Source organism: Streptomyces sp. HD (assembly GCF_028369295.1).
Taxonomy (GTDB): Bacteria; Actinomycetota; Actinomycetes; order Streptomycetales; family Streptomycetaceae; genus Streptomyces.
In genome coordinates this window covers 1-22,882 of the sequence record NZ_JAQMYP010000067.1, presented here as the reverse complement: position 1 = coordinate 22,882, position 22,882 = coordinate 1, and the positions used below count along the sequence as shown (strand labels likewise).

At 71.7% G+C, this 22,882-nt stretch carries 12 protein-coding genes and 1 pseudogene; 6 read left to right on the top strand and 7 right to left on the bottom strand.

Annotated elements, in window-relative coordinates; all coding sequences use genetic code 11:
• Window positions 1-350: 350 nt before the first annotated feature.
• The 3 genes from POF73_RS40600 to lhgO form a co-directional block, all read right to left on the bottom strand.
• The gene (locus POF73_RS40600; RefSeq protein ID WP_272124426.1) at window positions 351-1,685 is read right to left on the bottom strand and encodes a PrsW family intramembrane metalloprotease; all 1,335 of its coding nucleotides are present in this window, start codon (window positions 1,683-1,685) and stop codon (window positions 351-353) included.
• 113 nt (window positions 1,686-1,798) lie between these two features.
• On the bottom strand, window positions 1,799-2,668 hold the full coding sequence (gene trmB, locus POF73_RS40595) for a tRNA (guanosine(46)-N7)-methyltransferase TrmB (protein WP_272124425.1): 870 nt from the start codon (window positions 2,666-2,668) through the stop codon (window positions 1,799-1,801).
• Window positions 2,669-2,910: 242 nt separating this feature from the next.
• The gene (gene lhgO / locus POF73_RS40590; RefSeq protein WP_272124424.1) at window positions 2,911-4,119 is read right to left on the bottom strand and encodes an L-2-hydroxyglutarate oxidase; all 1,209 of its coding nucleotides are present in this window, start codon (window positions 4,117-4,119) and stop codon (window positions 2,911-2,913) included.
• 253 nt (window positions 4,120-4,372) lie between these two features.
• On the opposite strand from lhgO, the pseudogene POF73_RS40585 reads away from it, so the two are divergent.
• A pseudogene (locus tag POF73_RS40585) lies at window positions 4,373-5,242 on the top strand (histidine-type phosphatase).
• A gap of 149 nt (window positions 5,243-5,391) precedes the next feature.
• Here the strand turns inward: POF73_RS40585 and POF73_RS40580 are convergent.
• Entirely contained in the window at window positions 5,392-6,816 is a 1,425-nt protein-coding gene (locus POF73_RS40580; RefSeq protein WP_272124423.1) for an MFS transporter, read from the bottom strand.
• 793 nt (window positions 6,817-7,609) lie between these two features.
• Here POF73_RS40580 and POF73_RS40575 point away from each other — a divergent pair.
• Together POF73_RS40575 and POF73_RS40570 are read left to right on the top strand one after the other, a co-directional pair.
• Complete coding sequence (locus POF73_RS40575; protein WP_272124422.1) at window positions 7,610-9,709, top strand: asparagine synthase-related protein; 2,100 nt, start codon at window positions 7,610-7,612, stop codon at window positions 9,707-9,709.
• A gap of 302 nt (window positions 9,710-10,011) precedes the next feature.
• Complete coding sequence (locus POF73_RS40570) at window positions 10,012-13,470, top strand: AfsR/SARP family transcriptional regulator (RefSeq protein ID WP_272124421.1); 3,459 nt, start codon at window positions 10,012-10,014, stop codon at window positions 13,468-13,470.
• Between the two features lie 110 nt (window positions 13,471-13,580).
• Here POF73_RS40570 and POF73_RS40565 read toward each other — a convergent pair whose 3' ends face one another.
• Window positions 13,581-15,590, bottom strand: coding sequence for a sigma-70 family RNA polymerase sigma factor (locus POF73_RS40565; protein WP_272124420.1), 2,010 nt, complete (start codon window positions 15,588-15,590; stop codon window positions 13,581-13,583).
• A gap of 370 nt (window positions 15,591-15,960) precedes the next feature.
• Window positions 15,961-16,743 carry a TetR/AcrR family transcriptional regulator gene (locus POF73_RS40560; RefSeq protein ID WP_272124419.1) on the bottom strand — a complete coding sequence of 261 codons (783 nt, stop codon included), beginning with the start codon at window positions 16,741-16,743 and terminating at the stop codon, window positions 15,961-15,963.
• A 385-nt stretch (window positions 16,744-17,128) separates the two neighbouring features.
• On the opposite strand from POF73_RS40560, the gene POF73_RS40555 reads away from it, so the two are divergent.
• On the top strand, window positions 17,129-18,508 hold the full coding sequence (locus tag POF73_RS40555; protein ID WP_272124418.1) for an NAD(P)/FAD-dependent oxidoreductase: 1,380 nt from the start codon (window positions 17,129-17,131) through the stop codon (window positions 18,506-18,508).
• 195 nt (window positions 18,509-18,703) lie between these two features.
• Entirely contained in the window at window positions 18,704-20,356 is a 1,653-nt protein-coding gene (locus POF73_RS40550) for an ATP-binding SpoIIE family protein phosphatase (protein WP_272124417.1), read from the top strand.
• A 305-nt stretch (window positions 20,357-20,661) separates the two neighbouring features.
• Here POF73_RS40550 and POF73_RS40545 read toward each other — a convergent pair whose 3' ends face one another.
• Entirely contained in the window at window positions 20,662-21,930 is a 1,269-nt protein-coding gene (locus tag POF73_RS40545) for an MFS transporter (protein WP_272124448.1), read from the bottom strand.
• 134 nt (window positions 21,931-22,064) lie between these two features.
• Between POF73_RS40545 and POF73_RS40540 the strand changes: the two genes are divergently transcribed.
• The gene (locus tag POF73_RS40540) at window positions 22,065-22,613 is read left to right on the top strand and encodes a MarR family winged helix-turn-helix transcriptional regulator (protein WP_272124416.1); all 549 of its coding nucleotides are present in this window, start codon (window positions 22,065-22,067) and stop codon (window positions 22,611-22,613) included.
• Window positions 22,614-22,882 lie beyond the last annotated feature (269 nt).

Genomic DNA, 22,882 nt, shown 5'->3' with positions numbered 1-22,882 from the left:
TTTCTCCAGCCCGTCCGTTCTTCCTCTCAGCCACCCGTCCGTTCTTTCTCTCAGCTCGTCCGGTCTCCTCTTTCAGCCCCGTCCGGTCTTCCTCTCAGCCCGTCCGGTCTTGTCTCTCAGCCCGTCCGGTCGGGTCTTTCAGCCCGTCCGGTCTCTTTTTTCAGCCCGTCCGGCGTTTGAGGACAAGGCCCTTTAGGGGCCGGAGCGGGGGTCTGGGGGCGGCAGCCCCCAGGAGGGGCCGGGGTCGAAGGGGCGGCGCCCCTGGAGGATGGGACGGGTAGGGGCGGCGGGGGCGAGAAAACGACGCCGACCCACCCGCGCCGCGCCGCCCCACCCACAACCCGCCCCGGTCACGTCCGATACGGGTTGTACACCGGATACGACGCCGTCGGCCCGTTCACCGGCCCGTACTGCTGCGGCTGCGGCTGCCAATAGACCGGCACCGGCGCCCCATACCCGTACGCCGCCCAAGCCTGCGCAGCCCCCGCGTGCTCCAACGCCGGTCGCGCGAACTCCCGCCGCCCCCACAGCTCGTGCAGCAACTCCCCTTCCCGTACGACGAAGTCGGCGCCGGCCCGCCCGCGGCGCCCTCGGTGCCGTAGGAACGCCAGGGACGTGGCGTACGCCTCGTACTGCGCGACCGCCCGGGCCGCGGCTCGCCCTCCGCGGTCGCGGGCGTACTGCCGGGCCACCCGCCGTGCCCGCATCGAGCCCAGCGCGAACGGTTCGCCCGGGGTCAGCCAACCGGCTGCGACGTAGGCCGGCAGCTCCTCGCGCACGGTCCGCAGCTCGCGCTGCCGGGTCCAGATCACCAGCCAGGTCAGCAGCCCGAACGCGGGCACCATGAAGGCGGCGTACACGGCGAAGAACCCGTACTCGCCGAAGGCCGACGAGCCGTTCCACATGGCGTGCATGCCCATGGCGAGCAGAAGCCCGGAGAGCGGGAGGAGAACGCGGCGCACATGCTGTCGCGGCCCCGAGAGCGCCGCGATACCGAAGCCGATGCCGGTGAGGACGGTGAAGAGCGGGTGCGCGAAGGGCGACATGATGACGCGGACGAAGAAGGTCGCCGCCGTGACGGAGGCGATGCCGCGGTCGCCGGAGAGCTGGTCGGTACCGAAGGCGGTACCCAGGTAGAGGATGTTCTCGGTGAAGGCGAAGCCGGTGGCGGTGACCCCGGCTATCACCACGCCGTCGACGATTCCGGTGAAGTCCTGTCTGCGGAAGAGGAAGACGAGCAGGACGGCGACCGCCTTGGCCGTCTCCTCCACTATGGGCGCTATGACGGTCGCGCCGAGGGCGTCCGCGTGCGACGGATCGGCGGTCGCTATCGCTATCCACCTGGTCGCGAAACTGTTGGCGATGATCGCTATCAGCGCCGCCGCGCAGGCGCCCCAGGCGAAGGAGAACAGCAGATTGCGCCAGGGGCCCGGCTCGACCCGGTCCAGCCAGCGGAAGGACGCGACCAGCAGCGGCACGGGCAGGACGGCGAGCCCGAGCCCGACCAGGAACCCTTCGGTGCCGGTCTGCTCCCGCACCAGGGCGAGGATGACCAGCCCGGAGAGCGCGAGCAGGGTGCTGAGCGCGCCGTAACGGACCCACCGCTTCTGCCACCAGTGCGCGTGCCGCAGTGCGCCGCCGGCGGGACCGGTGGGGTACGTCGGGTACGGGGGACAGGTGGCCACGGCATTGACCCTAACGAGACAGGGGCGCCGCCCGCAGCAGCGCGAGGGGCTCTGGCGCCGGTGGGGGCTGCTGGCGTTCCTTGCTGTTGTTACCGCTGTTCTTCCCACAGCTCCTATGGCTGTACGCGGCGGAAGAGCAGGTCGTTCACCACATGACCCTTGTCCAGTCCCTGCCCCTCGAAACGGGTCAGCGGCCGGAACTCCGGACGGGGCGCGAAACCGCCGTCGGCCCGGGTGTTCTCGAAGTCGGGGTGCGCGGTCAGAACTTCGAGCATCTGTTCGGCATACGGCTCCCAGTCGGTGGCGCAGTGCACGAGCCCACCGGGCTTCAGCCGGGTCGCGGCGAGGCTGAGGAACTCGGGCTGGATCAGGCGCCGCTTGTGGTGCCGCTTCTTGGGCCAGGGGTCGGGGAAGTAGACGCGCAGCCCGTCGAGGGAGTCGGCGGTGAGCATCTCGCGCAGCAGGATGATGGCGTCGCCGTTGGCCACCCGGACGTTGCTGAGCCCGTTCTGGTCGGCGAGGTTGAGCAGATTGCCCTGCCCCGGGGTGTGGACGTCGACGGCGAGGATGTTGGTGCCGGGGTCGCCGGCGGCCATCTGCGCGGTCGCCTCCCCCATCCCGAAGCCGATCTCCAGGACGACCGGATTGCCGTTGCCGAACAGCTCACCGAGATCGACGACAGTCTGCCCGTCGATGTCCAGTCCCCACTTGGGCCACAGCCGCTGCAACGCGTCCGCCTGCCCCGCGGTCACCCGACTCCGCCGCGGCTGAAAACTCCGGATCCGCCGCTCGAAGTGAGATCCGGCCGGATCGGCCTTGGGCCCGTCCGGGAACCGGGGCTCGCCTTTGGTCCGCGTGTGCCGAACGGAGACACCGGGGAAATGAGGAGGATGCTCACCGGAGCTGCCGGAGCTGCCGGAGCTGCCGGGCTGCTCGGAGGCGCCGGGCGAACCGGCTTCGGGGGCGTTGAGGGAGTCAGACACAGTGAGACCGATTTTACGGGGGCGACGACACCTCGGACCCGGCCGGCCCGCTCGTCGAGCCCGTCCGGCGTTTGAGGACGAGGCCCCTTGAGGGCCGAAGCGGGGGTCTGAGGGGCCGCAGGCCCCAGGGGCCGGGGCCGAAGGGGCGGCGCCCCTGGAGGACGGGTCGGGTAGGGGCGGCGGGGGCGAATCGGGCGAAGCCGGCACCTCACGCTCCGCGCCTCCCACACGCCGCACGCCCCTCAAGCCGCCCCCAGCACCCCCAACGCCCTCCGGGCGACCTCCCGCCCGATCGGCAGCGAGGCCGTCGCCGCAGGGCTCGGTGCGTTCAGGACATGCACGGCCCGATCCCCCTCCTGTATCAGAAAGTCATCCACCAGCGATCCGTCCCGCAACACCGCCTGTGCCCGCACCCCCGCCGCGGCAGGCACCAGGTCATCGGCCGTCACCGCAGGCAACAACCGCCGCACCGCCTCCGTGAACGCCCCCTTGGACACCGACCGCCGCAGCTCCCCGACGCCGTAGCGCCAGTGCTGCCGGGCCATCCGCCACACCCCGGGCCACGCCACCGTCGCCCCGACCTCCCGCGGCCGTACGACCCCCCACCCGTACCCCTCCCGGGCCAGCGCCGGCACCGCGTTGGGCCCGATGTGCACATCCCCGTCGATCCCGCGCGTGAGATGCACCCCGAGGAACGGAAACGCCGGATCCGGTACCGGATACACCAGCCCCCGCACCAGCCCGGGCCGCGCCAGCGAGTAGTACTCGCCCCGGAACGGCACGATCCGCACCCCCGGCTCGTCACCCGTCATCCGGGCCACCTCGTCGCAGTACAGCCCGGCACAGTTCACCAGCACCCGCCCCCGCACGACGTCCCCGCGCGTGGTCCGCACGGCGACCCCCAGGTCCGCCCGCCGATCCACCCGCTCGACCTGCGCTCCGTACCGGATCTCCGCCCCGGACGCCTCGGCGAGCTGCCGTGCGACCCCGACGAAGTCGCACACGCCCGTCGTCCCGACGTGTATGGCGGCGAGGCCCCGCACCTCCGGTTCGTACTCCGCGATCTGCGAGGCGCCCAGCTCCCGTACCGGAATGCCGTTCTCCCGCCCGCGCTGCACCAGCGCGTGCAGCCGCGGCAGCTCCTCCCGCTCGGTCGCGACGATCAGCTTGCCGGTGACGGCGTGCGCGATGCCGTACTCCGCGCAGAACTTGACCATCTCGGCGGCGCCCCGCACCGCGTACCGCGCCTTCAGAGACCCCGGCCGGTAGTAGACCCCGCTGTGGATCACCCCGCTGTTGCGCCCCGTCTGATGCCGGGCGGGCCCGGGCTCCTTCTCCAGCACGGTCACCCGCGTCCCCGGCGCCGCGCGCGTGATCGCGAACGCCGTGGACAGCCCGACGATGCCACCGCCGATGATGAGCACGTCACAGTCGTGAGCGAGCGTCCGCACCTGCCCCACCTCCCGGTTTCGATAATGCACTGCGCCACTGACAACGCCCTCAAACCCCGCGCAGTGCTCCCGCGCCACGACGGCGGGCCGACGAGGTGATTCCCAGGGGGAACCTTTGGCAAGGGCGGGACTTCCGGCCATTCACCAGCAGTGATCCGGCCACGACCTGCTCACGTACCGCTCCGACGATGCGGCAGGTCCCTTGGCCGCCGCACAGGTGCGGCGCAGCGGCACCGAACGAAACGGCACATCCATGAGACGCCTCACCCCGGCCCTGGCACTCGGTCTCGCCGCCCTCCGGGCCGGCACGCCGGCCTCCGCGGGCACCGACACCGGCACCCGGAACAGCTACGGCACCAAGGCGACGTACACCCCGGGCCAGCACCCACGCACCTACCAGCGGCCTCCCGTCGGCTTCACCCCCGTCTTCACCGAGAACGTCTCCCGCCACGGCTCCCGCGCCGCCACCGACAGCGAGGACGGGGACCTGGTCCTGGCCCTGTGGAAGTAGGCCGAGGGCGCCGGTCGACTCACCGCGAGGGGCAGGGAGTTCGGGCCCAGGGTGCGGGCGCTCCGGGACGCCATGAGCGACGAGAGCCCCGGCGGCAAGGGCTGGGGCATGGAGCGGTTCATCTCCGCGCGGGACGCGGCCTGGTTCGGGTATCTCAGCGACGCCGAGGACTTCTACGAGAAGGGTGCGGGCTTCGCCGGCGGCGACATCACGTACAGGATGGCGGACGTGCTGCTCGACGACTTCTTCGAGCAGGTCGAGGCCAAGCGCGCCGACACCGGCGACCTGGGCGCCGAGCTGCGCTTCACGCACGCCGAGGAGATCATCCCGCCGGCCGCGCTGATGGGCCTGCCCGGCAGCACGAAGGGCGCCACGGCCGAGCGGCCGTACACCTACGCCGACAACCCGTGGCGGGGTGCGTCGGTCGCGCCGCTCGGCTCGAACATCCAGTGGGACGTCTTCCGCAAGGGCGACACCTACCTGGTGCGGATGCTCTACAACGAGAAGGAGACCGCCTTCAGGGCCGGCTGCCGCCCGATCGCCGAGAACAGCTCCTACTACGACCTCGACGAGCTGGAGCGCTGCTTCGGGCGCACGGACCGTGCGTCCTGACGGACCCGTGCCACGGCCCATGACGCGGCTCGTGTCCCGGCCTCGGTCCCGGCCAGGACGGCCAGGACGGCCGGGACGGAGATGGCGGCGGATCGGTCCGGCCGAGCCGCCGCGCTCTCCACACTCTCCACGCGCGCGTGGGGGCACGCTCAGGCCGGTGCCACGAGCAGCGGCCGAGCCCGCTCCCGCAGTTCCACGACCCGTGGTTCGTCGCCGTACGGCTCCAGGCGGTGCAGCAGATCCTTCACGTACTCCGTGGTGCGCGCGGACGATATGCGCCCCGCGACCTCCACCGCCCGCACGCCCTGCTCGCACGCCGCATCGAGATTGCCCGACTCCAGCTCGGCGACCGCCGAGACGACGAGCCGCAGCCCGTGCGAGCGCACGAACTCCTCCGTCGGCTTCGACAGCGCCTGCTCGGTGAACCGCCGTACCTGACGCGGTGCCTTGAGGTCCCGGTAGCACTCCGCGGCGTCCGCGGCGAAGCGGTCGTAGGAGTAGAAGCCGAGCCAGGACGGGTCGTTGTCGCCCTCCCTGGACCGCTCCAGCCAGCCCTCCGCCGCCTTCAGTGCGGCGCCGGCCGCCTGCGCGTCACTCGCGCGTGCGTGCGCGCGTGCCTCGACGAGACGGAAGAAGCTCATGGTGCGGGCCGTGGCGAGGCCCCGGTTGCGTTCCAGCGCGGCCTGGGCGAGGTCGACGCCCTCGTCGCCGAAGCCCCGGTAGGTCGCCTGGAGCGACATCGACGCCAGCACGTACCCGCCGAGGGGTACGTCGGCCGCCGCGCGGGCGAGCCGCAGCGCCTGGATGTAGTACCGCTGTGCGGCCTCCTGTTGCCCGGTGTCGAAGGCCATCCACCCGGCGAGACGGGTGAGTTCGGCACTCGCCCCGAACAAGGCGCGCCCCACCTCGTCGGAGTACGAGCCGAGCAGCAGCGGCGCCGCCTCCACCCGTAAACACTCCGGCACCATGGACGAACGCCAGTCGCCGCCTCCGTACTTGGAGTCCCAGCGCCTGGCGTCCTCGGCGGCCTCCCGCAGCTTCTGCACATCGCTGTGGCCGACTTTGAGCGGTGCGCCGGAGCCCTCGGACGGGTTTGCGTCGCGCGCGACCGAACTGTCGGCCGGGGTTATCAGCCACCGTGAGGCAGGCGTTGCGTATGCGCTTACTGCGAATGATCCGGCCAGCGACTGCCAAATGCCGCCGGAGCCGGCGCGGCGCCCGGCGAGGTCGAGACGGTAGAGCTCCGTCGCCGACTTCACCGCCTGTCCGACGTCCCTGGGGAAGGCGAGGCCCACTTCGGGTGCGGGGTCCGCGTCCGCCAGGCCGATCTCGTGGAGCGGCACCGGGCGGCCCAGCTTCTGGCCGATCGCGGCGGCGATGAGGTGCGGCGCGGCACCCTGCGGCACCATGCCTTTCGACACCCAGCGCGCCACCGACGTCTTGTCGTAGCGAAGAGTCAGTCCCCGCTGAGCGCCAAGGTCGTTGACGCGTCGAGCGAGTCCTGCGTTGCTGATTCCCGCGAGGGCGAGAACGGCGCCGAGCTTTTCGTTCGGCCCGCGTTGCTCCCTGGACATGCGCCACCCCTCGACACAGACGGCTGCCGCGCTGGCATAACCACGCGGCATTCGTAAACCCAGCGTAGTTCGCCGCATCCCAAGCGTTAAGGGGCATTGTTCCGGATGGCGGGATTGTGGTCCGCACTCAAGTACGCACCCCCTACACACAGTTGTGGCGTGCTCCCGCTGTGTGGCTGTGCGCCCGTCCGTGCGCTCTTCTCCGGCCACCGGGGGAGCGGTTCCATGGTTCTTGCGTGGGTCGGCCCGCTGTACTGGATCCAGTGGGCTGGGGGATTCCGCCGCCTCCATCCCCGCGGGCGGCGGAACGGTCCGGGGGGCGCACTCCGTTCCCCGGACTGCGCGCGAGTCGAGCACGACGTCGAGTACGGCGAGTAGTGCGCAGGGCTTGTACGGAGCGTGTGTGAGCCTGTCGCCACGGCGCCGATTTGGCTGAAAATCGACCCTGCTTCTCTCGGGTAATTTCCGCTCCCACCACGGCACTTGAGGGCGCGAAGGGCGTTTTAGGGGAGCGCATCGGGGGCGCATTCGCGTCGCAGTCGCCAAGCGATCACCTTGTCCCGCCTCCACCGATCCTGTCGTCCCGTCCGCTGGATTCCTCCGTCCCGCCCGCGTGGATCCGCCTGCCGCGCCCGGGGGTTCGGGTGGCGCTCCGTTCGCCACGGAGGCGCGGGCAAGGGCGCATTCCCGGATCACAAGCGGCTACGTCGCCGCTCCGGCGCGCGTCCTTCATGGCAGCATGGTGAACCGGTTCGTACGGTGCACTGGTTGTCCACAGCCTGTGGAGGCGGCGATGCGGTGGTTGGTGGGATGGAGCAGCACCGCCGCGGTGGCCGCCGGGATCGATTCCGCGGGGGCCACCGGCGGCGACGGCGAGACCGTGCACCCGGTGGGGTCCCAACTCCTGTGGGGTGACCCCGATCCGCTGTGGGCGGTCGGCGACTGGCGCCCCGACGAGGTGCGCGTGGTGAAGGCCGACGCACAGACCCGGATCGCGGTGCTCGGCACGTGCGGGGCGAGCGACGAACAGCTGCGGGTCGGACTGTTCGCCGCGCGCGGAGGGGCACTTCGGCATCTGACGGCGTGGTCCGGCAGCTACACGGCCGTCGTCCAGGTCGGCCGCAGGCTCACGGTGTGCGGCGACCTGGCGGGCGCCCGGCCGGTGTTCTACACCCCTTGGGCCGGCGGCACGGCCTACGCGACCGCCGCACTCCCCCTGGCCGACCTCATCGAGGCCAACCTCGACTTCGGGCACCTCGCCGCCCTGCTCGCCGCCCCCGACGTACCGGCGGCCCTGCACGACTCCACCCCGTACGACGGCGTGCGGCGCATTCCGCCGGGGCATGCGCTGATCCTGCGCGCCGGAGCACGCGAGATCGCCGGGTACGAGCCGGTCGCCTCGCTGGCGGTGGCGGCACCCACGGCCGACCCGGACAGCGCGGTGGACGCCGTACGCGACGCCCTGGTGGAGGCGGTGCGCGCGCGTCTGTCCGCGCCCCGCCATGTCCCCGGCGCCGACATAGATCCCGGCCCGGTGCCCGGGATGGGCCCCGCCGAACGACGTGCCGCGCGCGGGATGCCGGTACCGGGCATCGGCGCGGACCTGTCCGGGGGCCCCGCGTCGGGCACCCTCGCCCTCCTGGCCGCCGGCCTCCCGGGAATGCCGGGCACGGTGCTGGGACACGGTACGGGCGCGGGGGAGCGGCTGCTGGCGGTCACGTTCAACGACCTGGCGGTGGGCGGCCGCGAGGCGGAGCTGGAACGCGCGGGCACCTTGGCGGCCAACCCCCGTCTGCACCACGTGGTGGTCACCGGCGGCGAGGAGACGCTGCCGTACGCCGACCTGGAAGGCCCGCTGACGGACGAGCCGGGCCCGAGCCTGGTGACGGCGGCGAGGCACCGCGCACGCCTGGCGTCGGGCAGCGCGGACCACTTCACCGGCTACGGCGCCCGCCAGGTCCTGGACGCACACCCGGCCCGCCTTGCGGACCTCCTGATGGACCGCAAACGCCGTCACCTGGTCCGCCCGGTCGCGGCCCTGGCGAAGGCGGACGGCTCGGTCCTGGTCCCCGCGCGCGTGTACGGCGCGGCACGCAAGCTGGCCCGCACCCCGTACCGGACGGGCCTGGAGTCCCTGGCCGACCGCCTGATGGACCGCCGCTTCGACGAACCCGGAGGTGCCGTAGGGGCGTCGCTCGCCGCGCTCACCTGGGCCAGACCGGGCCCGGCGGCACGCTGGCTGACCGGCGAGGCGCTGGCTGAAGTATCGGTTCGCCTGCAAGCGGCGACGAACCGCAACGGCATGGGCCCCGGCCAGCGCCCCGGCGACCACCGCGCGCGTGCGGCCCTGGCCCGCCATGCCGCCGACATCCGCGTCCTGGAACAGGCCGCCGAGATCCGCTCCCAACGCCTGCACACCCCCTTCCTCGACAACCAGGTCGTCCGCGCCTGCCGAGCCCTCCCCGAGGCCCTGCGCGTCCAGCCCGGCGCACGCGCCGCCATTCTCCGTACGGTCCTGGAGGGCGCCGGAGTGGCCGACCTCCCGCTCGGCTGGGGCGCCCCGTCCCACGCCTCGACGGCGGTCGCGGCCCGAACCGGCCTGAGAGTGGCCGCGGACTCTCTGATGGCCCTGTTCGGCACGCCGCTCCTGGCCCAGGCGGGCCTGGTGGAGGCCCGAGTGGTCCGCAAGGCACTCCGCGCGGCGGCCGAGGGCGAGCCCCTGCCCCTGGACGGCCTGGCAGACCTCGTCTCCCTGGAACTCTGGCTCCGCCGCCTGCTCTCCCGCCGAGGCACCTGCTGGACCGGAACCCCGGCGAGACAGCGAGCGGTTCCGGAGGGGATCAAGCCACAGCGGGGGGCGTTGGGGGCGGGGGCCGGGGTGCGGCGGGGGTAACGGGGCTCGGTCGCATGTCAGCGCCGGTCGGCATCTCTCAGCCTGTCCGGCGTTTGAGGACGAGGCCCTTCAGGGGCCGATGCGGGGGTCTGGGGGCGCGGCCCCCAGGAGGGCCGCAGGGCCGGGGCTGAAGGGGCAGCGCCCCTGGGGATGGGACGGGTAGGGGCGGCGTGGGCGAGAAAAAAACTCAGGCATGCGCCCGGACGGTCACAGCAACCACGGACCCACCCCCCAACTCCCCGGGCAACCCGCCGCCCAACAAAACCCGTGCCTCCGAAACCGCCCCCCGGGACAATGACCCGGTGCGGTACAGAATCCTGGGCGTCACCCAAGCAGAGGACAGCCATGGCACCGTCGTCCCCATCGGCGGTCCTCGCCTGCGCGCCCTCCTGACTGCCCTGGCCCTACGTCCCGGCCACATCACCACCCCCGACACCCTGATCGACGAGATCTGGTCCGGCGCACCACCCCAGGACGCCCCTGCCGCCCTCCAGGCCCTGATCGCCCGCCTACGCCGCGCCCTCGGCAAGGACACCGTCACCTCCGCCCCCGGCGGCTACCGCCTCACGGCGACGAGAGACGACGTAGACCTGTTCGTCTTCGAACACCTCGTCCACGAGGGAACCACGGCTCTCGACAGAGACGACCCGTCGACGGCCGCCGAGACCCTGACCACCGCCCTCGCCCTGTGGCGCGGCCCGGCCCTGGCAGACCTCCCCGAGCGCACCACCGCGGCCACCCACCCGGAGGCCCTACGCCTGGAGGCGACCCGAGCCCGCATCGAGGCGGACCTGCGACTTGGCCGTGCCCACAACGCCGTACCCGAACTGAGGCAACTGACCAAGGCGCACCCGTACGACGAACCGCTGCACGCCCTCCTCATCCGCGCCCTCCGCGACACGGCCCGCCCCGCGGACGCCCTCGCCGCCTACGAAACCGCCCGCCACACCCTGGCCGACGGCCTCGGCACGGATCCCGGCCCGGAACTCCGCGCCCTGCACACCGAACTGCTGACACCGGCACGAGCTGAGGCGACTCGCGCCGCGACCACGAACGCGACCGGCGAGACGACGGGCGGGACGCCCCACGCGGTGACCGGCGAGGCGAGCCCCGCCGCGCAGCAGCAGCCCCACCCGCAGCAACCCACCCCTCACCACCCCCATCACTCTCACCACCCCGAACGCACCGGCAACCTCCGCCCCCGCCTTACCTCTTTCGTGGGCAGGGAACTCGAACTCGACGCCATCCGTTCCGAATTGCACAGGGCACGACTGGTCACACTCACCGGACCGGGCGGCTCTGGAAAGACCCGCCTCGCCGAGGAAGCCGCCGCCGGCCTCCCCCAGGCATGGCTGGTCGAGCTCGCCCCGCTCGACCGGCCGGAGGCGGTACCAGGCGCGGTGGTCAACGCGCTCGGTCTGCGCGAGACCGTGCTCATGACCAACGACCTGACAGCCCCACAGGACGACCCGATCGCCCTGCTGATCGAGTACTGCGCCCCACGCAGCCAACTCCTGATCCTTGACAACTGCGAACATGTCATCGACGCGGCCGCCACCCTCGCCGAGACCCTCCTCACCCGCTGCCCAGGGCTCACCGTTCTCGCCACCAGCCGCGAGCCCCTTGGTGTCCCCGGCGAGTTGGTCCGCCCGGTCGAGCCCCTGCTCCCCGACCAGGCGCACCGACTCTTCGCGGAGCGCGCGGCGGCCGTCCGCACCGCCGCCGACGCGGTGCTGCGCGACCAGCGCGACGAGGAGGCCGTCGCGGAGATCTGCCGCCGCCTCGACGGACTGCCGCTCGCCATCGAACTGGCGGCGGCCCGGCTACGGCTGCTCACCCCCCGTCAGATCGCCGACCGCCTCGACGACCGCTTCCGCCTTCTCACCTCCGGAAGCCGCACGGTCCTGCCCCGCCAGCAGACCCTGCGCGCCGTGGTCGACTGGTCCTGGGAACTGCTCGACGAGCGGGAGCGGACGGTACTGCGCGAGGTGTCCGTCTTCGCGGGCGGCTGGGACCTCGCGGCGGCGGAGGCGGTGTGCACGGGACCGACGACCGCGGACCTCATCGGCGCCCTGGTCGACAAGTCCCTCATCGTGGCCACCCCGTACGAGCGGGACGGCTCCGACGGCATGCGGTACCGCATGCTGGAGACCATCCACGAGTACGCCGTCGAGCGCGCCGCCGAGGCCCCCGAGCTGCGCCTCGCGGCCGAGCACCGGCACCGCGCGTGGGTGCGCGGACTGGTCGAGGAGGCCGACCCACGGCTGCGTTCCGCCGGCCAACTCCCGTGGATCTCCCGCCTGGAGACCGAGCTCGACAACATCCGGGCGGCCCTCGACCGCACCCTTATGGCAGGCGACGAGCAGGAAGCCACCGTCATCGGCCTCGCCATGGGCTGGTTCTGGTGGCTTCGCAACTACCGCCACGAGGGCGCGACCTGGATCGACCGCATCCTGCGCCTGGGGACGGCCTCGGACACCACGGACAGCGCCACCACCCCCACAGCGCCCCCTGCCTCCTCCGACCCGATCGACGCCTTCCTCGCCACCCCGGAAGACAGCCCCCAGGACCCCTTGCACATCCAACGCATGAACCTCCGACTCCTGCATGTCTTCCTGAAGTCGGAGACCGAGCCGATCGACGCACTGCTCGACGAGCGGATGAGGCGTTACCTGATCCGGGTGCGGGACTTCTTCCAGCGCGGAGGCCCGCTGGCGGCACGGCTCCCGGGGCTCCTCTGGCCGTTGATCGCCTTCTTCCTGAGCAGCTCGCGGGTCATCAAGGCGGACATGGACGTCGCCGTCGCCAACTGCCGTGCCCACGGCGGTGACTGGGAGGTCGGCGTCCTGCTGATGTTCCGTACGCACATGGCCGTCGACTCACCCGGCGACCTGGCGGGCATCGACGACGACCTTGCCGAGCTGCGGGTCCTCAGCCGCCGAGTCGGCGACCGCTGGATGCGGGCCCAGGTGTGCAGCGCCGTCGGCGAGACGGCCATGTCGCGCAGCCGCTTCGAGGAGGCCAAGAGCGAGTACGAGGAGGCGCTGCGCCTCGCGCACGAGGTGGGCGCGTACGCCGAGACCCCGTTCCTCGTCGCCCGGCTCGCCGAGATCGCCTACCGCTCGGGCGACCGTACGGCCGCACTGGCCGCGCTGGACGAGGCGAGCGCCGGGGCCGACCGGTACGGCGTGGCCGACTCACGGGCGTTCGTACTGCTGTTGCGGGCCCACATCGCGCTGGACGACGAGGACTCGGCACGCGCGCGTGAGATGTGCGAGGCGGCCCGGTCGGAGATCGCCCGCGGCACGCCACCGCCGCAGTTCATCGCGATGCTGAACGCCCTCGACGCCATGGTCGTGACGGCCGAGTCGGGCCCGGCGCGGGGTCTGCCCCGGCTGGCCGACGCGCTGCACCTGGCGGTGGAGGAGGGGTGTGCCGATGTGATCACTGCGGCCCTCGCCGACTCCGCGGCCGATCTGCTGGGCCGCCTCGGCGACCATCCACGCGCGGTCCGTCTGCTCGCCGCCTCGGAGCACTGGCGCCGCGGCAATCCCCGTCCGCTACCGGAGCGCACCCGCGCCGAGCGGACCGAGGCCGCCGCCCGCACCGCCCTGGGCACCGACTGGTTCGCCGCCGAGCACAGCCGGGGCGCCGCCCTCACCCAGGAGGACGTCCTGCGCGACCTGGCCGAGGCCGTACGCGCCCTCCACCACCCGGCGGAACAGACGCCACCGGCCCCGACCTCAGCGGAACGGCCCTGAACGAATCCGGTTCTGGACGCCCTGAGCCGGCCTGAACTTCCTGAGCCGTGAACGCCCTGAACCGGCCTGAACTTCCTGAACCGTGAACGCCCTGAACCGGCCTGGACGCCCTACGCGCAGCTGAACTTCGACTCCGCCCAGTCCGCCAGCAGCACGTTGTCGAAGGTGCCGTGCGGCTCGACCACCAGCCGTACGGTCTCGCGCCCGGCGATGTTCACCTGGACGGGCACCGCCGGGTCCCCGCCCTCCAGCAAGCCGGACCGCCACAGCCGGACGCCGTCGGCGTAGACGGCGAAGGAGAACTTGCCGAGCCCCAGGTTGGTGTCGTCGACGCCGACCATCGCCTTGTAGGCGGAGCACTCCCGGTTGAGGTCGATGGTGACGGAGGACCGGCCGTGCACGGTGACGCCGTGTGCGTACCGCTGGTCGGCGATCGAGACGCCGTGCCGCTGCCACACCCAGCTGCTCGCGCCGAGCCGCATCTCCGGCTCGGTGCCGTCGCCGACGACGTTGTACGACAGCTCGCTCCACTGGTAGTCGGCCGGAGCGGGCGGGGGAGGCGGCGTCGGGGTGGGAGTCGGGGTCGGTGTCGGAGTGGGGGTCGGCGGCGGCGTGGGTGTGGGCGCCGGGCTGGGCGTCCGGGTGGGGGACGGCGTCGGGGTGGGTGTCGGGGTCGGCTTAGGGTTCTCGGCCGGGACGATCGCCGGGGGCCGCGGCGTGGGCTCCTTCTCCGGCGGGGTGGGCGTCGGCGTCTCCTCGACGATGGGGGAGGGGGCGGGCGGCTGCTTGGCGTCGTCCTTGTGAGGCGGCTGGTCGTTGCCGGCCAGCGCGAGCACGATCGCCGCCGCCACGCCCACGGCGACCACACCGGCCGCGATACCGGCCTTCAAGGGCGCACCCAGCCCCTCGGAGGCCGCCGCACCACCCCCGGCACCCCCGCCACCGGACGAACCGCCACCGGCAGCCCCGGCCCCACCCGCGGCACCCGCGCCGGCACCGCTCGACGAACCACCGCCCGCCGCGGCGGCCGCTCCCGCAGCCCCGGCCGCACCCGCCCCGGCACCGCCGGCGATGAGCCCGGCCGCCTTGGCGTACCCGGCGGCACCGAACCAGCCGATGACCGCGACCGGCACGACGGCGGGGATCCCGCTGGCGACCTCCTTGATCTGGCCCGCGGCCAGCCGGCACTTGGCGCATTCCTCCAGATGCTTGCGCAGCCCCCGCTCGGCCCGGGTGCGCAGCCCGCCGCGCGCGTAGGCGCCGAGCCGGTCGGCGTAGCGGGAGCACGCCTCGTCACTGGCGAGGCTGGCGCTGACATGGGCCTGGAGATAGGCCTGCTTGAGGCCCTCGCGGGCGCGGCTGGCGAGCACGCGCGTGCCGTTGGCGTCGAGCCCGAAGAGCGTGGCGACCTCGCTCGGCGACTCGTCCTCGACCTCGGTGTGCCACAGCACCGCCTGCCAGCGCTCCGGCAGTGACCGGAAGGCCTGCATGGCCATGGACTGCTCGGCCTCGTGCATCGCCCGCACGTCCGCGCCCAGGTCCGTGCCCGCTCCGAAGGAGCCAAAGGATCCGGTGTCGTCGGACACCTCGGCCACCCGCGAGGAGTGCGCGGCGAACACCGCGAAGTCGTCGACGAGTTGCTCGCGTCGCGCCGACTTCGTCCAGTCCGCCGCGGCCCGCCGGATCGAGGTGAGCAGATACGCGCGTACGGCGTGCTCGGGACCGGAGCCGCCGCGTACCGCCTGGAGCATGCGGGCGAAGACCTCGGCGGTCAGGTCGTCCGCGGTGTGGCCGTCACGGCAGCAACTGCGCGCGTACCGGCGTACCGCGCCCGCGTGGCGCCGGTACAGCTCCTCGTAGGCGCTGTCGTCGCCCGAGCGCATTCGACCGATGAGATCGGCGTCCGACGGTGGCAGCTCGCGCGGCGGCGGCAGTGCACCGTCCTCACGCCGGTCGCGCTGAGCCGGGACACTGCCCTCACCGCGGCTGTCCACACGCCCCTGCGTGCGGTCGTCCATGGGGCCGCCCGGCGGCAGATCCGCCCGTCCGCCCTGACTCGGTACCTGAGGAGTCGCCGAGTCGCCGTCACCGCGCGACTCGTCCCACCCGTCAACGCTCATCGCGGAAAGCCCCCGCCGCCAGCTCGACCAGTCCCGGACACCGGGTCAGGGTGCCACATTGGCTTTTGGTCATGACCCTCGCGTCCGGACATCCACTCGTCCGTGGGGACTTCCCGCAACGCAGTACTGGCCTTCGCCCGTACGGGGAAGGCTCAACCAGGCCTCGCCGGGCGAGAATTGAGCGTCCCGCCCGAAATGCCGGGCATGTTCCATGGCGGCGTTCGAGGCGAGGGCGGCGCAGCACCCCGCCTCTCGGTCACCCCGACACAGGCCACGGCCGTCGTATCGACCGACTCATACCTGAATCGACCGACTCATACCTGAGGCGTCGGCTCACACCCGAGGCGTCGACCACGAGTGAGGCGCCGACTCACGCCTGAGGCCGTGACCGCAGCCCCTCCAGCAGGATGTCGAGCAGTCGCGCCGAGGCCGCCGCCTGCTGCGCCGCGTCCGGCAGCGAGGGCGCCGCCGTCGCGATCACCAGCAGAACGTCCGACACCGACACGTCGGGCCGCAGCTCACCCGCCGCACGCGCCCGGTCCACGAGCTGGCCCACCACGTCGAGCAGCGCCGCCGCCCCCGCGTCGTCCACGGGGTCGACCGAAGCCACCGGAGCCTGCTCGGGGACCAGTCGCAGCTCGCCGGTGCCCGGCTGGATCCGCTGCTGCGGCACCCGGGCCTCGTCGAGCGCGGTGCCGTCCTCGGCGACACCGACCCGCAGCACCTGCGGCGGCAGCAGCCGGCCCGCGCCCGAGGCCACCGACGTGCGCAGGAAGCGCGACAACGCCGACCACGGCTCGTCCTCCTGCCCGAGCGCCGCACGCGCCTGGTCGGTCAGCCGGGAGGTCTCCTCCTCGGCTATCCGCCGTACCAGGACGTCCTTGCTCGGGAAGCGCCGGTACACCGTCCCGACACCCACCCGCGCGCGCCGCGCCACGTCCTCCATCGGCGCGCCGTATCCCAGCTCGCCGAAGACCTCACGCGCCGCACGCAGTACGTGCTCCAGATTGCGCTGTGCGTCCACGCGCAGCGGCGTCGTACGCGGTCCGTCACCGCGTCCGTTGCTCGCGGCCGCGCTCATCGTGCCGCCCACCACGCCGCCACTCGGTGCGAGAGCGGACGCGGAAGACCATCGAGAATCCTGAACATGCATAAGCGATCCCCCGGTAATGACGTCTCCCCCCGGAGACACTCCCCGTCATTGCAAAGCCGGAGCGCCGCGGAACTGGCCCGGACAACGAGTCCGCCGTGTGTGACTCACGGACTCGAAGAGCGCATCCCCCTACACCCCGTCGACACACGAACATAGTTGAGCGAGGGTCAATTCAGAAGGGGCACGTTCCGCACAGAGCGCCCCTCGATCGGAGTACGGGTCGTTTACGTCCCGATTGCGCCACCTACGCACCCCCGGCGCACACCCACTGACCTGCGAATTTTCCGCGCACTCCGGCAATTCGGCCAAATCGCGGCGCCGACGACTTCCGGTCACACAAATTGTCGAGCCTGTGGACAAACGCAAGCGCCGGGTGCGTCATGGGATGGTGAAGGAACGTGCGCGCATTCTCGTTGTCGGCGGCGGCTACGTCGGGATGTACACGGCCCTGCGCCTTCAGCGGAGGCTGAAACAAGAACTGGGGCGGGGCGAAGCCGAGATCACGGTTGTCACCCCCGACCCGTACATGACGTATCAGCCGTTCCTCCCCGAAGCGGCCGCCGGCTCCATCTCGCCACGCCATGTGGTCGTCCCACTGCGCCGCGTCCTGCCCCAGTGCCGGGTCATCATCGGCGAGGCCACCACCATCGATCACGCCAAACGCACCGCGACCCTCACCACCCTCGCCACCGAGGAGGAGGGCACGGGCACCGAACAGCTGTCGTACGACGAACTGGTCCTCGCCCCGGGCTCCGTCTCGCGCACCCTCCCCGTCCCCGGTCTCGCCGAGCACGCCATCGGTTTCAAGACCGTCGAGGAGGCCATCGGCCTGCGCAACCACGTCATCGAGCAGATGGACATCGCCTCCTCCACCCGCGACCCCGCGATCCGCGACGCGGCCCTCACCTTCGTCTTCGTGGGGGGCGGTTACGCGGGCGTGGAGGCGCTCGGCGAACTGGAGGACATGGCCCGCTACGCCGCGCGCTACTACCACAACGTCCGCCCCGAGGACATGAAGTGGATCCTGGTCGAGGCTTCCGACCGCATCCTCCCCGAGGTCGGCGAGGACATGGGCCGCTACACCGTCACCGAACTACGCCGCCGCAACATCGACGTACGCCTGCACACCCGCCTGGAGTCCTGCGTGGACCGCGTCGCCGTGCTCAGCGACGGCGCCCGCTTCCCGACCCGTACGGTCGTCTGGACGGCCGGCGTCAAACCCCACCCGATCCTCGCCGCGACCGACCTGCCACTTAATGCGCGCGGCAGGCTGAAGTGCACCCCGGAGCTGACGGTCGACGGCGCCACGCACGCGTGGGCAGCGGGAGACGCCGCATCCGTCCCCGACGTCACCGCCGGCGAACCCGGCAGGGAATGCGCCCCCAACGCCCAGCACGCCCTGCGCCAGGCGAAGGTGCTCGGCGACAACATCGCCCACGCCCTGCGCGGCGAACCCCTGGAGCCGTACGCCCACAAGTACGCGGGCTCGGTCGCCTCCCTCGGCTTCCACAAGGGCGTCGCACACGTCTACGGACGCAAGCTGAAGGGCTACCCTGCCTGGTTCATGCACCGCGTCTACCACCTCAGCAGGGTGCCGACCTTCAACCGCAAGGCCCGTGTCCTGGCCGAATGGACGCTTTCGGGACTCTTCAAGAGGGAGATCGTCTCGCTCGGTTCACTCGAACATCCCCGAGCGGAGTTCGAACTCGCGGCCGGTGGAAAGCCTCCCCTCAACCCGGAAGGCGACCCGAAGGGGTCGTCCTGACCGGACCCAGGAACTCCACCGACGAGGCAGGCGTCTGACGGGTGTCGGCCAGGTCGGCCGCACTGCCAGACTGATCCCGAACCGATCCCGACCCCACGAGGCTCTCCCCACAGTGCTGCAACCCCGGGGTGCCACCCCTCAGCCCCCCGGCCGGGTCCGGAGCTGGCCGAAGACGACGACACGAGGCAAGGATTCGTGAACTTCACGCGCTGGAGCGCCCGGCTCCCCGGAACGCAGCGCCGCGCGGCAGCGCGGACCGAAACCGCGGCGGCGGTCTCCCAGGACCACCGGGGAGAGAGCCCTGGCGCCGTCCCCGCGGCCCGCGCCGAACAACTCACCGACGAGGCCAAGCCGATCCCGGCCCTGGACGAACTGCCGGCCCGCGAGGTCCTGGACCGCGTCCCGTCCCTGGTCGCCCTGGTCCACGGCTCCGACCACCGCCTCGCCTACGTCAACGACGCCTATGTGACGGCCTTCGGCGTACGCCCCCCGGGTGAACCCGCGCGCGAGGCCCTCCCCGAACTGGCCGAACTGGGTCTGCTCCCGCTCCTCGACCAGGTCCTGCGCAGCGGCAAGCCCCGCACCCTCAAGTCCCGCAAGGCCCCGGACGGCCGCTCCTACACCTTCACCTGCACCCCCGTGACCGAGGGCGACGGCGGCGTCCTCGTCTTCGCCACGGACGTCACCGACCACGCGGAGGCCGCCGAACGCCTCCGAGCCAGCGAACGCCGCCAACGCGAAACGGCCGTCACCCTCCAACGCTCCCTCCTCCCCCAGGAGCTCGAAGAACCCGACGACCTGCGCATCGCCGCCACCTACCACCCCGGCGGCACCGAGGCCGCGGTCGGCGGCGACTGGTACGACGTGATCACCCTGGGCGGCGGCCGCACGGCCCTGGTGATCGGCGACGTGATGGGCCGAGGAGTGCGTGCGGCAGCGGTAATGGGCCAACTTCGTACGGCGGTGAGGGCCTACGCCCGCCTGGACCTCCCCCCGCACGAGGTGCTGCAGCTGCTGGACGGCCTGGCGATGGAAATCGACGCCAACCAGATCGCCACCTGCGTCTACGCCATCCACGACCCGAACGAGGGCCGCCTGGTCTACGCCTCCGCCGGCCACCTCCCGATCCTCGTCCGCGACGAGAACGGCACGGTCCAGCGCGCCGACGAACCCACCGGCCCGCCCCTGGGCACGGGCGGCTGGATGCACGCCTCCGGCTCGATCGGCCTCAGCCCCGGCTCCACCGCGGTCCTCTACACCGACGGCCTGGTCGAACGCCGCGACGAGGACCTCGACGAGGGAATCGCCTCCCTGGAACGCGCCCTCGCCGGCGCGACCGGCACCCCCCAGGTCATCTGCGACCGCCTGGTCCGCACGGCAGGCGTCACCGCCGACCACGACGACGACGTAGCGGTCCTGGTCCTCCAGCACCCGGCCCGCACGGGCCCCGACAGCGACCTCTTCCGCAACGCCGCCCTGGAACTCCTGGGCGGCGTGGAAGCAGCACCCCGGGCCCGAGCCTTCGCCTCCGGAGTCCTGACAAGCTGGCGCTTCCCGACGGACCTCCACGACCTGGGCGTCCTGGCGACCAGCGAACTGGTCGCCAACTCCCTCCAACACGGCACCCCACCCATGCGCCTACGCCTGCGCCGCACCGACCGCCGCCTGATCATCGAGGTCACCGACGGCGACGACCACCTCCCCCGCCGCCGCCGAGCCGAACCGGCCGACGAATCAGGCCGAGGCATCGCCATCGTCGCCACGATCGCCTCATCGTGGGGCTCCCGCCGAACGCCGGGCGGCGGCAAAGCAGTCTGGTGCGAATTCGCCCTACCAACCCCCCGCTAGCCCCCTGCTCAGCCAGAAGAACCGGGTCGGGGATGGTCGGGACTCGGAGAGCGGCGTACGTGGACCGAACTGCCCCCCCAACCCGCTGCAGGCCCCCTCTCAGCCCGTCCGGTCTTGTCTCTCAGCCCGTCCGGTCGGGTCTTTCAGCCCGTCCGGTCTCTCTTTCAGCCCGTCCGGCGTTTGAGGACAAGGCCCTTCAGGGGCCGGAGCGGGGGTCTGGGGGCGGCAGCCCCCAGGAGGGCCGGGGTCGAAGGGGCGGCGCCCCTGGAGGATGGGACGGGTAGGGGCGGCGGGGGCGAGAAAACTCAGGCGTGAGCCCGAGACTGCCCCGAAGCCGAAGCAACCCCCTGGGCCACCACCCGACTCCTCCCCAACCACGGCTGATCCTGCACCGCAGTGAGCCGACGCCCCAACCGCAACGCCAGATACGTGATCCCCAACGAGAACACCAAGAACGTCACGACATACGGCCCATGCAGCGACGCCCCCATAGGCCCGCCCACAGCCGGCCCAACCGCCAACGCAAGCTGCTTCACCAGGGCAAACGCAGAGTTGTACTGCCCCGCCATCCCCTCAGGCGCCAAATCCGCCACCAACGGAGCAACAGTCGGCGACAACATCGCCTCCCCCAGCCCGAACAGCGCATACGTGGAGATGAAGGCAGCCGTAGCCATCTCCTGACTCCCGTGCCCCAGCCCCGCATACCCCGCCGCAACCCACGCCACGGCCCAGATCAACCCCACAGCCGCGATCACCCGCGACCGCCTCCGCCGCTCGACGAACCTCAACACGACGAACTGCGCCACCACGATCATCGCGGTGTTCGCAGCCAACGCCGTCCCGAGCGCGGACGTGGAAACCCCGGCCGCCTCGACCCCGTACGCACTCAGCCCGGATTCGAACTGCCCGTAACAGGCGAAGAACAGCACAAAGCCCAGCACACACAGCTGCACCATCGCCCGGTTCCCGAGCAACTGCTTCCAGCTCCCCTTGGCACCCCCGGCCCCCGGCGCCCCCTCGATCCGAGGCGCACGCGGCATCCGCACCGTCGCCATCACCACGACGAGCAGCAGGAACATCGCCGCCTCGATCGCGAACAGCAGAGTGAACGACGAGACGCTCGACGTGTCGACGAGATGCCCACCGATCAGCCCACCGACACCCAGCCCCAGGTTCTGCAGGAAGAACTGCATCGCGAACGCCCGAGACCGGGTCTCCGTGGCGGAACAGTCGACGATCATCGTCGCGAGCGCCGGCTGCATCACGGCCTGCCCGGCCCCGAGCGCGGCCGAGGACAGCAGTACGGCCGCCGCACTCCCCGAGAGCCCCAGGCTCAGCGCCCCGACCGCGGCAGTGACCAGAGCGGCGAGCAGCACCGGCAGCGGGCCCCGCCGGACGATCGCTCGCCCGGCGAACGGCAGCACGACCAACGCGGCCACGGCGAAGACGGCAAGGACGAGCCCTGCCGTCATCGAACCCAGCCCTCGCACCTGCGCCACATAGACGTACAGGTAGGGGACCGTGAAACCGAGCCCGAACGCGCTGAGTGCATTGCCCACGTGGATCCGGCGCATCGCTGCGCCCATCGCCCTGGTCACGTTCACCTCTCCTCTTATGCAGACCTGAAGACTTCAAAGCTAAACTTCGAAGCTAAACAGTACACACTCAAGGACTTCAACGCCAAGCGAGCCCGTGCCATACTCGGCCCATGGGCGACACCCCGGACATCAGCGAGCCGACACTCGAAGAACAGATCGCCGCTTACCAGCGCGAGTTCCAGGGCCTCGACCCTCAGGTCGAGAAGATCGTCTCGGCGCTCTCCCGCCTGAACCGCCGGATGAACGTCGCCTACGGCCGCCAAACCGCCGCCCTCGGCATCAGCAACGCCGAGTGGGAGGTCCTCAAGGCCCTGGTCCTCTCCGGCGCCCCGTACCGCATGGGCCCCAGCGACCTCGCCAAGCGCCTCGGCCTCACCCCGGCCGCGATGACCCACCGGATCGACCGCATGGTCGCCGAGGGTCTGGTCACCCGAGAGCGCGATGAGTCCAACCGCGTCCGTGTCATCGTCGAGCTGACCGCGGATGGCCGAGGGAAGTGGCTGGAGGCGATGCGCCTCGCGTCGGTCTTCGAGGAGGACCTGCTCCAGGACCTCTCGGCAGCGGAGCGCACGACCCTCGGCGAGGTGCTCACCCGCCTGCTCCGCAGGGTGGAGCACGCCCAGCCGGACGCCGGTGGACGACTCACCGACCTGGACTGACACGAGCCCGGCCCTCGCCCCAAAAGATGTTGACAGGGGACGCTTGACACCCCCCTGCTCGATCCGTAAAGTTCTCCGGGTTGCCGCGGAGCCGTAACGGTTCTGCGACAGCACCTCCCGCCGCGAGAGCGGCAACCAAACCACCAGCACGATCTCCCGACCGGGTCGATTTCGGCATGCCCGAATTCAATTCGAATTGGGACTCGGCGGCCCGATTAGGAATCGCCGAGCGGATCCGCTAAGGTTTGAGACGTCGGAACGGCCCAACG